This is a genomic window from Pedobacter sp. AC190, assembly GCF_979258025.1.
Genome location: NZ_OZ409824.1, coordinates 1,844,747 through 1,860,486, shown reverse-complemented (window position 1 = coordinate 1,860,486; position 15,740 = coordinate 1,844,747). Strand labels below are relative to the sequence as shown.

Genomic DNA, 15,740 nt, shown 5'->3' with positions numbered 1-15,740 from the left:
TATATCAAAGCTTTCCGCTTTAAGCTTATTTATCTAATATCACAACACCTTTAGCTTCAAAAGCCAGTTCTTTTTTAGGATCTGTAATTTTAGCTACTTCTTCAGGCGATTTTTTCGCATCCTCAGCATAGTGACGTAAGGTTTCTACAGAGATGGTTTGCTTTTTAGCAACACCGTCTAAAACAACTTGCTTGCCTACAATATCCATTGGCATAAAGAAAGCATAATCTTTAAAAGTAACTCTCATTGGTTCACCGTTAGCCATTTCTAACGTCATCCAGCATCCTTTTTTCTTACATACATCTACGACTTTACCTTCAATTTTCATATCGGTAGTTGTTTTGCTACCCATAGCGGCCTCCATTTTTGCGGCAGGTTTAACATCGCCAGGTGTAACTGCTTCACCAAATTTTTGGCCTTTATATTCTGTCTGAGCAAAAGTGAATGTAGCAATTAAACAAAACGCTAAGCTTAAAATAATTTTTTTCATGATGGTATTCTTTAAGAGATATATTGATTAGTTATTCCGATAATTATCTGTTTCAAAGTTATTTAAAATTTTTCTAAATAGTGAAAACAAAAAAAATCCTCGCTAGTTCTCACTAACGAGGAAAATCATCCCTATTGTTATAGATCACATCCCATGATGTACAACATAACATGTAAGGCAAATGTTAAACCAAACTTAATATTTGAAGTAATCGGCTTGTATTGTGTTGTTTTTCAGCGATTTATGATTTTGTAAAACTTGTGCCAATATTTTTCTGCTTGGGGAATCGGGGAAAATCATCTTCTAACTGTAGAAACTTGTTGATATGGTTCCCCGTTTTTTAGCGTCGCTTTACCCAAATATTAAACTAAATACTTCTTCAATTTTACTAACGGCCTTAATTTCTATATTATATTTTTCTAAGGCTATTCCCTTTAGGTTGTATTTAGAAATATATATGCTTTCGAAACCTAATTTATCTGCTTCTGCTATTCTTTGCTCTATTCTGTTAACAGCTCTAATTTCTCCAGATAAACCGACTTCAGCTGCAAAACAATTTTTAGAAGAAACGGCAATATCCTGGTGCGATGAAATAATGGCAATTAATACAGCTAAATCAATTGCAGGGTCTTCAACCCTAATGCCTCCAGCAATATTTAGAAATACATCTTGTGCACTTAATCTAAATCCACAGCGTTTTTCTAAAACGGCTAAAAGCATGTTCATCCTTCGCGTGTCAAAACCAGTAGCCGATCTTTGTGGATTGCCATAGGCAGCAGAACTTACCAGCGCTTGCGTTTCGATTAGCATTGGTCTTGCGCCTTCCAGCATTGCCGCAATTGCAATTCCGCTTAATTCTTCGTCGCGTTGCGATAACAATATTTCTGAAGGATTCGAAACCTCTCTTAATCCACTACCTTGCATTTCGTAGATCCCCAGCTCAGCTGCTGCTCCAAATCTATTCTTTATGGAGCGTAAAATGCGATAAACATGATGTCTGTCGCCTTCAAACTGTAAAACAGTATCAACCATGTGCTCGAGTATTTTCGGGCCCGCGATAGCGCCATCTTTTGTGATGTGCCCAATTAAAAAAACGGGTGTTCCTGTTTCTTTAGCAAAACGTAATAATTCTGCAGTACATTCGCGTACCTGCGATACGCTTCCAGGTGTAGAATCGATATGTGCCGAGTGCAAAGTTTGTATAGAATCAACAACAACAATTTCGGGTTCAAGTATTTCAATTTGTTTAAATATATTTTGAGTAGAGGTTTCGGTTAAAATATAGCAATCAGAAGATGGACTTTCTTTTATCCTTTCTGCCCGCATTTTAATTTGTTGTTCGCTTTCTTCCCCAGAAATGTAAAGCAGTTTTTTACCTTTTAAATTTAAAGCCAATTGCAGCATTAAAGTCGATTTACCAATGCCAGGCTCACCTCCAATTAAAATCAATGAGCCTTCAACTAAACCGCCACCCAATACGCGATCCAATTCTTTATCGCCTGTAGGTATTCTTCGCTCAGTAGAACTTTGTATTTCATCAACCTTGCTTGGTTTACTAAGTTTTCTTGAAGTAGCTTCAGTTTTCCATGTTGGAATGGAGGTTGAACTTTTTTCGACGATTTCTTCTACAAAAGTATTCCACTGGTTACACGAAGGACATTTACCTAACCATTTTGCAGATTCGTATCCACAACTTTGACAGAAGTATGCTGTTTTAGTTTTTGCCAATTTAATTTTAGATTTTAGACTTACGAATTTAGATTTTATACGCTGGAAAAACTAAATCATTTTTGTAAAAAAAAACGCCTAATTCCAATAAGGTATTAGGCGTTTTTATAAAATTCTTTCTTTAAAGTTTTATCTCTTCATCTTTTGATGAGATAAAATGAAACTCTGTTAAATAGTATGCAGATTGTGCTTTTACTTTTATCCATTGGCCATATTTAAAGAACCAACGACGTTGTAAGCTAAAAATTCCTTTTGTGATATAAGCTTCGATGTAAGGATGGACACAAAGTGTAATTCCTTTTTCATTTTGCTCTCTTAAGATGTAATTCAGGTTGTTCTCAATATCATCCATAAGAACAATACTGGCTTTTATTTCACCTGTTCCATCACATGCAGGGCACTTCTCTACAGTAACAATATTCATTTCCGGGCGAACACGCTGTCTGGTTATTTGCACCAATCCGAATTTACTCGGGGGCAAAATCGTGTGTTTAGCACGATCCAAAAGCATCAATTCGCGTAAATAATCGAATAAAATTTTACGGTTAGTTGGTTTGTGCATATCGATAAAATCGATTACCACAATACCGCCCATATCGCGTAAACGCAATTGACGAGCAATTTCTTTCGCCGCCTCTTTATTTACCTGTAAAGCATTCTCTTCTTGATTTTCTTTACTGGCAGTACGGTTACCGCTATTAACATCGACTACATGCAGTGCTTCTGTGTGTTCTACCACCAAATAAGCACCACCTGGCAAGTTTACTGTTTTGCCAAAAGCATTTTTGATTTGCTTTTCAATACCGAAATGATCAAAGATTGGTTCTTTTTGTTTGTACAGTTTTACAATTTTTTCCATTTCTGGAGAAATATCATGTACATAAGAACGAATATCATCGAACAACTCAGGCGTGCTCACGTAAACGTTTGTAAAATCAGGATTCAGAATATCACGAATTAACGTAGATGATCTGTCCATTTCACCCCAAACTCTTTTTGAAGGTTCGGCAGTAGGAAGTTTTTTAATAAAGGTTTCCCACTTTGCAACCAAATCTAAAAGATCTTTTTGCATTTCGGCAACACCTCTTCCTTCGGAAACGGTTCTGATGATTACCCCAAAATTTTGAGGTTTAATACTTTCGATAATCTTTTTAAGGCGATTACGTTCTGTATTACTTTTTATTTTTTTTGATATGGATATGGTATTGGAGAATGGCACCAGTACCACATACCTGCCGGCGATAGATAGGTCGGAACTTAAACGCGGTCCTTTTGTAGAAATTGGCTCTTTGGCAATTTGTACAGGAACGAGCATATTTTTACTAAGCACATCAGAAATTTTGCCCGCTTTATTTATATCAGCTTCGAGCTTTAAATTATCTAACAGTGTGCCTGTAACCGAGCCATTACGCTTGATCTTAGTTAGCTTAATTAAAGATTGTACCTGTGGGCCCAAATCAAAGTAATGCAAAAATGCATCTTTTTCATAACCAACATCCACGAAAGCAGCATTCAGGCCAGGCATAATTTTTTTAATGCGGCCTAAATAAATATCGCCTACAGCGTAGTTATTATTGATTTGTTCTTTATGAAGCTCAACAAGTTGTTTGTCTTCAATCAAAGCTATGGTAACTCCGGCAGGAGTCGAATTGATAATTAATTCTTTTACCAACAGCTACAGATTTAAGGCTTTCGCCTATTAACAAATGGATAGTAATCAAGAAAATATTGATATAGCCAGAGATTATATAAGAAAAAAAATCATATATAAGTGTTTAAACCTCATAGTAAGCTATGAGGTTTAAAGGCTAAATCAAAATAAGAAACTATTTTTTCTTATGTCTGTTTTTTCTTAAACGTTTTTTACGTTTGTGAGTAGCCATTTTATGTCTTTTTCTTTTTTTACCGCTTGGCATAATTTTAAGTTTTAAATGTTTTTATTAATCCGTTAATTAACTTTTATTCTTTAGTTCAGCAACCTTTTTATCGATAAATGATGATAAAGTTGGATTTGCCGCTAATTTTTTGCTTTTTAAATAAGCCTCTACGGCTTCTTTGTTTTTGTCTAAGTTTTCTAAAGCCGTAGCTAAATAAAAATAGGCTTCAGGTGTTGGCGCTGTAGCAATAACTGTGTTAAAACGAGGAATTGCTTTATCGAACTGACCTGATTTAATTGAAAATAAACCAAGGTTCATATTTGCTTTAAGATTTTTAGGGTCTTTAGCAACAACTTCTAACAACATTGCAATACCTTGCATTGGTGCGCCTAAGCCATTTACTATCGTTACGCCTAATCCTGTTTTGGCATCTATGTTTTCTTTGTCTAATTCAAGCGCTTTTGTGAAAGAAGTATTCGCTTTCTGCAATAAAGCAGGTTGTGCTAAACTATCTTGTGTACTCTCAAAAGCTTTTAAAAATTTATTGCCAGATGCTAACCAGTTTGTAGCTGTAGGTTTAGCTTCGGCAACAACTTCTAAATAAAGTGCAGAAGGTGTCAATTGTTCAACATCATCCCATTTCTGAGCTAGTTTTTGAGCCAATTCAGTTTTTTCTGTACCAGTTGCACCTTTGTAGCTGTTTTCTAAGGCTGTAATATCAGTCGCTAAACTTTTATTAATTACATTTTTAGCAGCTTCAGATGTTTGTTGAATGCTTAATCCAGAAGTAGAAGGAGCTGCTGCCTGGGCCACTTGACCCGATGATGGCATTTTACCATTTTCTTCTGTTGGTTTAATTAAACCTTTAATATCTCTAGTAAATAAGAAGGCAACAAGCAATAAAATCGCTCCAATAATGATGGTTTGTTTTAATTTTATGCTGCTATTCATATTTTTAGATTTAAGCTTCTACTTGAATTTTTTTAGAGTTATTTTTTACTTTATCAACAAAAACTTTTGCTGGTTTAAAGCTTGGAACAAAATGTTCTGGGATAATTATTGCAGTGTTTTTAGAGATATTTCTAGCTGTTTTTTGTGCTCTCTTTTTAACAACAAAGCTTCCGAAGCCTCTTACGTAAACATTTTCACCGCCAATCATGCTGGTTTTGATAACCTTAAAGAACGCCTCAACCGTTTCCTGCACATCAACCTTCTCAATTCCGGTTTTTGTTGATATTTCTGAAATAATATCTGCCTTAGTCATATTTTATTAATTATTATGTATTGTGTATTTTAATATTATCACTGATTTGGGGTTGCAAAAGTATTGCTTTTTAATGAGATAGGGAAATAAAAGATGATTTTTTTATCACGGTTCTTATCAGGCTATTGCAAGTTTTTTTAAAAACAAATAATTACACCGTAATTTGCAGCAATGACATTCCAAAATGAGCTTATAAATTGGTATCTGAATAATAAAAGAGATTTACCCTGGCGGCATACAAATGATGCTTACACGATATGGCTCTCTGAGATTATTTTGCAACAAACCAGAGTTGAACAGGGGTTACCGTATTTTAACAAATTCCTAGAGAATTTTCCAACTGTTGCAGATTTTGCTTCCGCAACAGAAAGTAAGGTATTAATGCTTTGGCAAGGATTAGGCTATTATTCCAGAGGAAGAAATATGCATGCTACAGCGCAATTTGTCATGAGTAATCATAATGGCAATTTTCCGAACCAGCACGATGATTTGATCAAGCTTAAAGGAATCGGAGCGTACACCGCTGCAGCAATTTCTTCTTTTTCAGCCGGAGAGGCGAAAGCTGTTGTAGATGGAAATGTGTTTCGGGTTTTAGCCAGGTATTTTGGAATTAGTACAGCAATTAATTCTCCGGCAGGTAAAAATGAATTTTTTAAGCTCGCTAATGATTTGCTTTATGCCGAAGATTCTGCATTATACAATCAGGCAATAATGGAATTTGGCGCACTGCAATGCAAACCTAAATCCCCCAATTGTGCTGTTTGCCCAATAAGTATAGATTGTTATGCCTTTCAGAATAAAGTTGTAAATCAACTGCCTGTTAAGATTGGAAAGGCCGAAAAGAAGCATAGATATTTTAATTATTTTGTATGTAATAACGGTACCGAAGTTTTAATGAAAGAACGCCAGGCAAAGGATATATGGCAACATCTTTATGATTTTCCGAATATTGAAACGAATTCTATTTTAATAATTGAAGATACCGACTTCGTTAATCAGATAAAAGACATGTTTGGAGAGGAGGCAGATTTTAAGCTGATTACTTATAAAAAGCATATATTAACGCACCAAATAATCCATGTTCAATTTTTTGCTTTAAAAAATTATATATTTAACTTTAGTAAACAAAAGGAACTTAATTGGGTTTCTTTAGATGTACTAAATGAACTACCTCAACCTAACGTTATCAAAAACTTTATAGATGAGAACTTTTAATAAATGAATAGACTAACTAACTTTCATTTGATTTAACAATCGCTTTAAGATAAAACTAACCAAAAACAATATTTTATGTCTGGGATTAACAAAGTTATTTTAGTAGGGCACTTGGGAAAAGACCCAGAAGTGCGGCATTTGGATGGAGGCGTTACCGTAGCCAGCTTTCCGCTCGCAACATCAGAAACGTATAATAAAGATGGTAAGCGTGTAGAACAAACCGAATGGCATAATATAGTTTTATGGAGAGGTTTGGCGGAAGTTGCTTCAAAGTACTTGCAAAAAGGTAAACTAGTTTATATTGAAGGTAAGTTAAGAACTCGATCTTTTGAGGATAAGGAGAAGGTGAAAAAGTACGTAACTGAAATCGTTGCAGAGAATTTCACTATGCTTGGACGAAAAAGTGATTTTGAGCCTGGTCAACCAGTAAACCATGTTCAGAATAATGTAGAATCGAAAATAGAAGATGAATTTACAATACGACCAGATGATGAAAATGGTGATCTGCCGTTCTAAATTCAATTCGTTATAAAACAAAAAAGGTTGCCAGAAATAAAATGGCAACCTTTTTTTATCTCTCCGTTTTACGTTATTCTACGGTTACAGATTTAGCCAAATTTCTTGGCTGATCTACATTACAACCTCTCATCACTGCAATATGATAAGATAAAAGCTGCAATGGAATTGTTGCTAATAAAGGTAAAAATGCTTCATCAGAATCAGGAATCTCAATGCAATAATCAGCCATTTTTTTAACTTCAGTATCGCCTTGAGTTACAATTGCAATAACTTTTCCTTTACGGGCTTTTACTTCTTGTATATTACTGATCACTTTCTCGTACGATGAATTTTGAGTTGCAATAAACACAACTGGCATTTCTTCATCAATTAAAGCGATTGGGCCGTGTTTCATTTCTGCTGCAGGATAACCCTCTGCATGGATGTAAGATATTTCCTTAAGCTTTAAAGCGCCTTCTAATGCGACAGGGAAACCACTTCCTCTACCTAAGAATAAACAATTTCTCGAATCCTTAATTTGTGCCGCAACTTCCTTAATTATGTCGTTAGATTCAAGCGCAGTTTGGATCTTATCAGGGATATTATCTAATTCAGTTAATAAACTAATCAATTTAGATTGAGTAATGGTACCTTTTTGTTGAGCCATGTAAAACGCCATAAGCGTTAAAACCGTAACCTGAGCAGTAAATGCTTTTGTTGATGCCACACCAATCTCTGGACCTGCATGGGTATATACGCCTGCATGACTCAATCTTGGAATTGAAGCTCCTGCAACATTACAGATTCCGAAAATGGTAGCACCACGCTCTTTAGCCATTTCTATTGCCGCCATAGTATCAGCAGTTTCTCCTGATTGAGAAATTGCAATTACAACATCTTTTTCTGTAATAATCGGATTACGGTATCTGAATTCTGATGCATATTCAACTTCAACTGGGATCCGTGCGTATTCTTCGATTAAATATTCTCCAACCAAGCCAGCATGCCATGATGTACCACAAGCAACGATAATTATACGGTCGATATTTTTAAGTTTTTCTACAAACTCTTTAATACCGCCCAATTGCACCTTACCTTCTTCGGGATAAATACGGCCACGCATACAATCTCTGATAGATCTAGGTTGCTCGTAAATTTCCTTTAACATAAAGTGATCGAAGCCACCTTTTTCAAGCATTTCAAGCTTTAACTCTAATTCCTGAATTAGTGGGGTTTGAACAACATTATCTAAATGCTTTACTAATAAATCATCTTTTGTTACTAAAGCAATTTCATTATCGTTAAGGTAAATTACATTCTTCGTGTATTCAATTATTGGTGTCGCATCAGAAGCAATAAAGTATTCGCCTTTGCCGACTCCAATAACCATCGGACTGCCTTTTCTTGCAGCAATTAAACGATCTGGATACGCTTTGTCCATAATCACAATCGCGTAGGCACCGCTAACTTCGTGTAAGGCTAGTCTTACTGCTTCGAGAAGATCTATTTGTTCAATTTTTTGAATTTCCTCGATTAAGTGAATCAAAACTTCCGTATCGGTATCACTTTTAAATTCATGACCTCTACCTAAAAGCTCTTCTTTAAGCGTAGCATAGTTTTCAATAATACCATTATGAATGATCGATAACTGACCATCGTTTGAAGTATGAGGATGGGAATTCCGATCCGACGGTACACCATGTGTTGCCCAGCGGGTATGTCCCATGGCAATTGTTCCCGATTTATCTTTATCTTCTGCAAATTCTTCTAAAGCAGCAACTTTTCCAACTTTCTTGTAAATATGATCGCCGCTATTGTTCATTAATGCAATTCCAGCACTATCATAACCGCGGTATTCTAATCTTTTAAGGCCTTTTAAAACAATTGGCCAAGCTTCTCTGTAGCCTATATAACCTACTATTCCACACATGTTTTTATAAGTATTTTGCGCCAAATATACTAAACAAACGTTTGCTTTATAGGGGTATTGATTTTTTTATTGGAAAAATTTGAAACTAAAAAGCCCCGCTTGTTTAACAAGCAGGGCTTAGCGTATTTAAACAAAATCTTAATTTATTTTTGTGTAATAAATATTAAGTTTTAATCTGTTGGTTGTGCTACCAAAAGTTCCAATAACCGCTCTCGATGCCGAGTAAGTAGTTCTTGATGTGCCTAAATTAAATGCTGTTGCCGTTAAAGAAGATGGAGCAATGTATGTTCCGTAATCAATCTTAGTTCCGTCAATAATATCTTGTACATACGCTGTAACATTAAATACATACCTGTTTTTTAATGAATCGTAATAACCTCCAAATACTGCATCCGATTTTGCTCTAGCATCACCTGTATAAGTTGCGCCAGTCGAAGAAGTTCCAGATTGATCGTGGTCTGGTAAATTTACTTCCTGGCTTGCAATATCCCAGCGATATAGCGATAATCTTTGTGAAGGTGCAAATGGTAAAGCGAATGTTCCAGCGCTTAAATCAACCACTAATTCTGCCTTGTTAATAATTGCCTTTCCGTATGTGGTTGTAAAGTTTTTAAGCGTAGGGAAAGAAATTTTTGTTCTTACACCACCTAAATCTTGCAAATAAGTTACACCGTATTGAGTTGGATTAGCTGCTGGACCAGGATTATCTAATTGAGTTTTAACTGCTGTACTTGTGTAATCGTGGTTAATATTTGCTGTAACAGTCCCACTCGAAGTTCCAATAGGGAAATTAGTGGATACCGTATCAATCCCACTTGATGCGTTTGTTGTTTTGTAAACCAATTGCAGGTATGAATTGGTGCCAGCAAAGTCTAAAAAAGCAACCCCTCCTGTTCCGGTAGAGCTTGTTTTGTTTATTTCTGCATATAAGCCTTTAAAATACTGAACAAATTTATCACTTGTTGAAGTGCCTGTCGTTGGAAGGGTTAAAATTGTATTCTGAATAAAAGCTTTATTCAAAGGAATTCTAATTTGAGCAGGAACCGTTCTTGCTGTATCCTTTCCTCCAGCCACAATATCCGTAATTTTGATTTTCGTATTTGGGAATATTTTACTGTTAAAATTACCTAACAAAGTTCCATTATGTGGAATTGCATCAGAAGCTTTAAGTTTTAAAATTGGAGCAGTTAACTGGTAAACATCGATACTGTATTTTGATGTAGCCGTATCGCCATAAAACTGCGGTGCTAAATTTAAAACCAAAACGGCCGAATCTAAAACAGGTGAAGTTTTAAAATCATAGCTAAGACTGGGAGGCGTAACCGTCATACCCACGCTCGACTCTGTTTTACCGAAAATTGGATCAACCATATAGCCGATCGGATGTTGAGTTAATATACTGGTATTAAAATCAGGCTCCTTTAAAGTTTGAGAGGTAACCTGCTGATCATTCACCAACGTGCCTTGAATAGCTGTGTTTGGGTCAACATCTAAACCAATATTACTTGTGTTTTTACAAGATGCAAAAAGAAAAAGACCTATCAACAGGGTTAATAAGTCTTGTTTTATAAATTTCATATTTAAAATAATAATACCTAATTAAGCAACAGAAACCAATTCTTCATTTGAAATTTCTTCGTAAAAAGTGTAGAAGTTTTCAAAATTTTCGGTTAAGTTATAAGCTAAAGTTGGCTTATTTGAATCTTTAACAAATTTTAACATAGCTTCATCAAGATTTTCATCTGCTAAAACTACTGCATCCGAGTGTGTTATTGCTCCAATGTGTAAGCTGTTTAAATCTGCAGGTTCAAATGCTTTAGTATCATCTTCTGTCATATTAGCCATTACAGCTTTCTTCGAGAAGTTAGCATTTAATTTTTCAGTAAAACCGCCTTCATATACAGAGTATACTACTTTAGAATTTTTGAAAGTAGGATCGTTTTTGTAAGTTGTTTTAATGTAAGCAGGTACCAATGAACTCATCCAGCCATGGCAGTGAACAATATCAGGAGCCCAACCTAATTTTTTTACCGTTTCTAAAGCGCCTTTACAGAAAAAGATTGTACGCTCGTCGTTATCGTCAAAGAATTTTCCACTTGCATCAGCAAATACTTGCTTGCGTTGGAAATACTCTTCATTATCCAAGAAATATACCTGCATGCGTGCAGCTGGTATAGAAGCCACTTTAATAATTAAAGGGTTATCGTTATCATCTATGATGATGTTCATTCCCGATAAGCGTATTACTTCGTGTAAACGATTTCTTCTCTCGTTGATGTTACCGAATTTTGGCATTAAGATGCGGATTTCGAATCCTTTCTCTTGCATTGCCTGTGGTAACTGGCGAGTAATTTCAGAAATTTTAGTAAGCTCGAGGAAAGGCGACATCTCGTGTGTAACAATCAGCAGCTTCGTTTTTGCCATCTCCATATTCTAAGAAAATATTAAGTTAAATAAAAGATAATGAGCTGCAAAGATAAGAATAATAATACTATTTATCAATATAGCAAGCATTTGTTTGGTTTCGTTTATATTAATTTACACCTTTACGGCTTTAATTCAGATTGTTCAAATTGGAAGTATTCAAAACTAAAGAAGCACTTAAGGCTTATTTAAAACCACTAAAGGCATCAGGTAAAAAAATAGCACTTGTACCTACTATGGGTGCTTTACATAATGGCCATATTTCATTAATAAAGTTAGCGCAGGAAAATGCTGATGTTATTATATGCAGTATTTTCGTTAATCCTACTCAATTTACCGATCCAAAAGATCTAGAGAAATATCCGCGACCAATTGAACATGATCTGGCCATGCTTAATGATGCTGGTTGTAATGGTGTTTTTATGCCAAATGTTACAGAAATGTATCCCGCAGGTGCAGATGAAAACTGGCACATAGATTTAGGCAAAGCCGAATTTTTATTAGAGGGCGAATTTAGAAAAGGCCATTATCAAGGCGTTACTCAAATTGTTAAGAAACTTTTTGATGCAGTAGAACCAGATCTAGCCATGTTCGGTCAGAAAGATTTTCAGCAAGTACTAATGATTAAAAATATGCTCGCTCATTTCAATCTGCCAATAAATATAATCACATGCCCAATTATTCGTGAAGATGATGGACTGGCTATGAGTAGCAGGAATATTCATCTTTCTGAAACAGACCGAAAAAATGCTTTGGTTTTAAGTAAATCTTTGCAGTTTGTTGCCGATAATTTCACGAAATATTCTTTGGAGGAACTTGAAGAAAAAGCAAAGTCGCTTTACAACAATATAGAAGGCGTTACACTCGATTATTTCACAATAGCCGATGGCAATACGCTGGAGCCTGCAAACTCTAAGGATGAAAATAGTTTAGTGGCTTTAGTAGCAGCTCAGGTTGGCACAACCCGACTTATAGATAATATTATAATTAAATAACTTAAGAGGGAAGAAATAGTTGAGCTATTGCTAGTTCTACATCATCCGTTTCCCATATTGTATCTTCATCGCACTTTTCGTTTTTTTCATCCAATCCTTTATTACTAACTTTGCCAAATGGTTATCACAATATTAAAATCGAAAATACACCGTGTTAAAGTAACACAAGCTGAATTGAATTATGTAGGCAGTATTACGATTGATGAAGATTTAATGGATGCAGCTAACATTATCGCTAATGAAAAGGTGCAAATTGTAAATAATAATAATGGTGCTCGTTTCGAAACTTATGTAATTAAGGGCGAAAGAGGAACAGGAACCATTTGCTTAAATGGCGCAACAGCTCGTCTTGCTCAACTTGGCGATATACTTATTATTATGTCTTACGGTTCTCTACCTATCGAAGATGCAAAAAAATACAATCCAATACTTGTTTTTCCTGATGATAACAATCACTTGTTAAAATAAACATTTTGATATTCAGCCTTAAATCGGTGTTAAAATACCTGATCCTCTTTTTTGTGGGTGTTGGCATTTTATATTTAGCATTTAAAGGGCAGGATTTAAATGGGATTTGGCTTGAAATCAAAAATGCTAAAATCCATTGGGTAATGGCTTCATGCGTTTCATTATTGATCGCGCACGTACTTAGAGCTGCAAGATGGCGAATGCTTTATCAATCAATAAATTATAAAGTTGATTTTTGGCATACTTATCACGCTGTAATTATTGGCTATCTGGCAAATTTAGCGCTTCCGCGTTTTGGCGAAATAGGCCGCTGTTCTATTATGCTTAGAACAGAAAAGGTTCCCATGTTTTCTTCAATAGGAACCGTAATAACAGAGCGATTGATAGATGTATTGATTCTGTTTTCGGGCGGAATATTTATGCTGGTTTTTCAGTACAACCTGGTTTCTGGTTTTCTTTATAACAATCTGTACCTAAATCTTGCTCTTAAACTGGGAAGTTTGAATTACTTTTCGCTTATCGGTATTGGGCTATTGTTAATGTTCTTTTTATTTCTGATGATTTATTTTATTAAGAAAAAATTGAGCAAGAAGTTTTTAAGAATACTGGCAGGGTTGAAACAAGGCTTTAATTCTTATGGCAAACTTAAAAATAAAGCCTTATTTATGCTTTATACTTTCGGCATCTGGTTTTTCTATTGCCTTTCCATGTATTTAGCTTTTTCTTCTATACAGATTACCAGTAATTTAGGCTTTAATGCCGCTTTTACGGCATTGGTTTTTTCGAGCTTCGCAATGGTTGCGCCAGTGCAAGGTGGAATCGGTGTTTTTCATTGGATGGTTGCACAGTCATTGGTTTTATATTCGCTTTCTTTTAAAGATGGTTTGGCTTACGCAACTATAATTCACTCTTCACAAATTCTGTTAACCTTAATTTTAGGAAGCCTGAGTTTATTGGCCGTCTTAACCAAAAAGCAAAAGGTAACCAAGGCAGTTTAAGTTCCTTTATATCCATGGTAACCTCGGATATAACTCGGTAATACTTCGGTATAACCTCGGTATATTGATACTGTAGATAAGCTGGTTATTAACTGAGGATTCTGCAAAGTAAAACAGACTAAGCAAGGCCAATAGAAATTTTATTGCTTCAATTTGTTATGGAGAAAATTCTGATAAAAATAAATACTATGCAGCCATAGTATTTTTAATCTATAAACCCTACATTTGGTTCACTAACCTTTTATACATAATTGTTATGCATTTTGAATTAAGTGAAGAACAAATAATGATTCAGCAGGCGGCCCGCGATTTTGCAAACCAAGAGTTAAAGCCTGGAGTAATCGAAAGAGATGAACATCAAAAATTTCCTGCAGAACAGGTAAAAAAGCTCGGAGAACTTGGTTTTCTGGGTATGATGGTTGATGAAAAATATAATGGAAGCGGTTTAGATGCAATCTCTTACGTACTTGTTATGGAAGAGCTTTCTAAAATTGATGCCTCTGCATCTGTTGTGGTTTCGGTAAACAACTCACTGGTTTGTTATGGCTTGCAAGCCTACGGAAGTGAGGCTCAAAAAGAAAAATACCTCAAACCTTTAGCGTCGGGAGAAAAAATTGGTGCTTTCTGTTTGTCTGAGCCCGAAGCGGGTTCTGATGCAACTTCTCAGCATACTACAGCCGAAGATAAAGGAGATTATTATTTATTAAACGGCACTAAAAATTGGATTACCAACGGCAGCACTGCATCAACTTATTTAGTAATTGCGCAAACCCATCCCGAATTAAAACATAAAGGTATTAATGCCTTTATTGTAGAAAAAGGAATGGAAGGTTTTACTGTTGGTCCGAAAGAAAATAAACTTGGTATTCGTGGTTCTGATACACACTCTTTAATGTTTAATGATGTTAAGGTGCCAAAGGAGAATAGGATAGGGGAAGACGGATTTGGCTTTAAATTCGCTATGAAAACTTTAGAGGGTGGTAGAATTGGCATTGCAGCACAAGCATTGGGTATTGCTCAGGGTGCTTTTGAGCTGGCAACGAAATACGCAAAAGAACGAAAGTCGTTTGGAAAACCGATCGCAGAACATCAGGCAATTGCTTTTAAACTCGCCGATATGGCCACCCAGATTGAAGCTGCAAGGCTGTTGGTTTATAAAGCCGCATGGCTGAAACAACAAGGCTTACCTTATACGCAGGCTGGCTCGATGGCAAAATTATTTGCATCGAAAGTTGCCATGGATGTAACTGTAGAAGCTGTTCAGGTACACGGAGGTTATGGTTTCGTAAAAGAATACCACGTAGAAAGATTAATGCGTGATGCTAAAATTACACAGATTTACGAAGGGACATCTGAAATTCAGAAAATGGTCATTTCGAGAGAAGTGATCAGATAGTTTTAAGCGTACACTTGAAATAAATAAAGAGGTTATATGGAAATAATACATTCCATATAACCTCTTTCGTTTTAAATCTTTGCAATAAAAAGTCTAACTAGTCTTTGTCGCCCGCTATTGCTCCAAAAACTGCTTTAACCAAAGCAACTACAATTGCTAAAAAAGCCGCAGAAAAGAAACCAGATGTATTGAAAGATGCCATCATATTATCGACCAATAAAATCATCAGTACGGTAATTATAAAAGACATTAAGCCTAGGGTTAAAAAATTAACGGGAAAGGTTAATAATCTTAAAATAAAGCCAATAGTTGCATTTGCCAAAGCAATTAAAATGGCCGCAATTATTGCACTTCCGTAGCCATCTACGCTTACACCAGGAACTAGTTTTGCTCCAATAAAAACGGCTAATCCCATTAAAAGGACTTCGATAATTAATCTCATAATGTTTAATTTAGT

Annotated in this window: 15 protein-coding genes; 6 read left to right on the top strand and 9 right to left on the bottom strand. The window is 35.5% G+C overall.

The genetic code is table 11. The features are described 5' to 3' along the window. Nucleotides 1-25: 25 nt before the first annotated feature. The 5 genes from ACZZZI_RS08130 to ACZZZI_RS08110 all read right to left on the bottom strand — a co-directional run bounded on the left by ACZZZI_RS08130 (nt 26) and on the right by ACZZZI_RS08110 (nt 5,359). Nucleotides 26-490 (bottom strand): DUF4920 domain-containing protein, encoded by a 465-nt coding sequence (locus ACZZZI_RS08130; RefSeq protein WP_316762809.1) that lies wholly within the window; start codon nt 488-490, stop codon nt 26-28. A gap of 351 nt (nt 491-841) precedes the next feature. Further along, complete coding sequence (gene radA, locus ACZZZI_RS08125; RefSeq protein WP_316762806.1) at nt 842-2,218, bottom strand: DNA repair protein RadA; 1,377 nt, start codon at nt 2,216-2,218, stop codon at nt 842-844. A gap of 121 nt (nt 2,219-2,339) precedes the next feature. Next, on the bottom strand, nt 2,340-3,890 hold the full coding sequence (locus ACZZZI_RS08120; protein ID WP_344769807.1) for an Rne/Rng family ribonuclease: 1,551 nt from the start codon (nt 3,888-3,890) through the stop codon (nt 2,340-2,342). Between the two features lie 280 nt (nt 3,891-4,170). Continuing rightward, nucleotides 4,171-5,046 (bottom strand): tetratricopeptide repeat protein, encoded by an 876-nt coding sequence (locus ACZZZI_RS08115; RefSeq protein ID WP_344769809.1) that lies wholly within the window; start codon nt 5,044-5,046, stop codon nt 4,171-4,173. Nucleotides 5,047-5,056: 10 nt separating this feature from the next. Further along, the gene (locus tag ACZZZI_RS08110; protein WP_056093708.1) at nt 5,057-5,359 is read right to left on the bottom strand and encodes an HU family DNA-binding protein; all 303 of its coding nucleotides are present in this window, start codon (nt 5,357-5,359) and stop codon (nt 5,057-5,059) included. 171 nt (nt 5,360-5,530) lie between these two features. Between ACZZZI_RS08110 and mutY the strand changes: the two genes are divergently transcribed. Continuing rightward, complete coding sequence (gene mutY, locus ACZZZI_RS08105) at nt 5,531-6,574, top strand: A/G-specific adenine glycosylase (RefSeq protein ID WP_463489129.1); 1,044 nt, start codon at nt 5,531-5,533, stop codon at nt 6,572-6,574. A gap of 75 nt (nt 6,575-6,649) precedes the next feature. Next, nucleotides 6,650-7,090, top strand: coding sequence for a single-stranded DNA-binding protein (locus tag ACZZZI_RS08100; protein ID WP_316762789.1), 441 nt, complete (start codon nt 6,650-6,652; stop codon nt 7,088-7,090). 73 nt (nt 7,091-7,163) lie between these two features. Here the strand turns inward: ACZZZI_RS08100 and glmS are convergent, their stop codons facing one another. The 3 genes from glmS to ACZZZI_RS08085 form a co-directional block, all read right to left on the bottom strand. Beyond that, a complete protein-coding gene (gene glmS / locus ACZZZI_RS08095) occupies nt 7,164-9,002 on the bottom strand; it encodes a glutamine--fructose-6-phosphate transaminase (isomerizing) (RefSeq protein ID WP_316762787.1) in 1,839 nt (612 codons plus the stop codon). 138 nt (nt 9,003-9,140) lie between these two features. Further along, a complete protein-coding gene (locus ACZZZI_RS08090) occupies nt 9,141-10,580 on the bottom strand; it encodes a DUF4270 family protein (protein WP_463489128.1) in 1,440 nt (479 codons plus the stop codon). Nucleotides 10,581-10,601: 21 nt separating this feature from the next. Then, a complete protein-coding gene (locus ACZZZI_RS08085; RefSeq protein ID WP_316762781.1) occupies nt 10,602-11,426 on the bottom strand; it encodes a glycogen/starch synthase in 825 nt (274 codons plus the stop codon). Between the two features lie 149 nt (nt 11,427-11,575). On the opposite strand from ACZZZI_RS08085, the gene panC reads away from it, so the two are divergent. The 4 genes from panC to ACZZZI_RS08065 all read left to right on the top strand — a co-directional run bounded on the left by panC (nt 11,576) and on the right by ACZZZI_RS08065 (nt 15,283). After that, nucleotides 11,576-12,421 carry a pantoate--beta-alanine ligase gene (gene panC / locus ACZZZI_RS08080; RefSeq protein ID WP_316762778.1) on the top strand — a complete coding sequence of 282 codons (846 nt, stop codon included), beginning with the start codon at nt 11,576-11,578 and terminating at the stop codon, nt 12,419-12,421. 117 nt (nt 12,422-12,538) lie between these two features. After that, a complete protein-coding gene (panD, locus tag ACZZZI_RS08075) occupies nt 12,539-12,889 on the top strand; it encodes an aspartate 1-decarboxylase (protein ID WP_316762775.1) in 351 nt (116 codons plus the stop codon). Between the two features lie 5 nt (nt 12,890-12,894). Beyond that, entirely contained in the window at nt 12,895-13,887 is a 993-nt protein-coding gene (locus ACZZZI_RS08070) for a lysylphosphatidylglycerol synthase transmembrane domain-containing protein (protein WP_316762772.1), read from the top strand. A gap of 256 nt (nt 13,888-14,143) precedes the next feature. Next, the gene (locus ACZZZI_RS08065; protein ID WP_463489127.1) at nt 14,144-15,283 is read left to right on the top strand and encodes an acyl-CoA dehydrogenase; all 1,140 of its coding nucleotides are present in this window, start codon (nt 14,144-14,146) and stop codon (nt 15,281-15,283) included. Nucleotides 15,284-15,380: 97 nt separating this feature from the next. On the opposite strand, the gene ACZZZI_RS08060 is transcribed toward ACZZZI_RS08065, so the two are convergent. Next, the gene (locus ACZZZI_RS08060; protein WP_344769831.1) at nt 15,381-15,725 is read right to left on the bottom strand and encodes a phage holin family protein; all 345 of its coding nucleotides are present in this window, start codon (nt 15,723-15,725) and stop codon (nt 15,381-15,383) included. Nucleotides 15,726-15,740 lie beyond the last annotated feature (15 nt).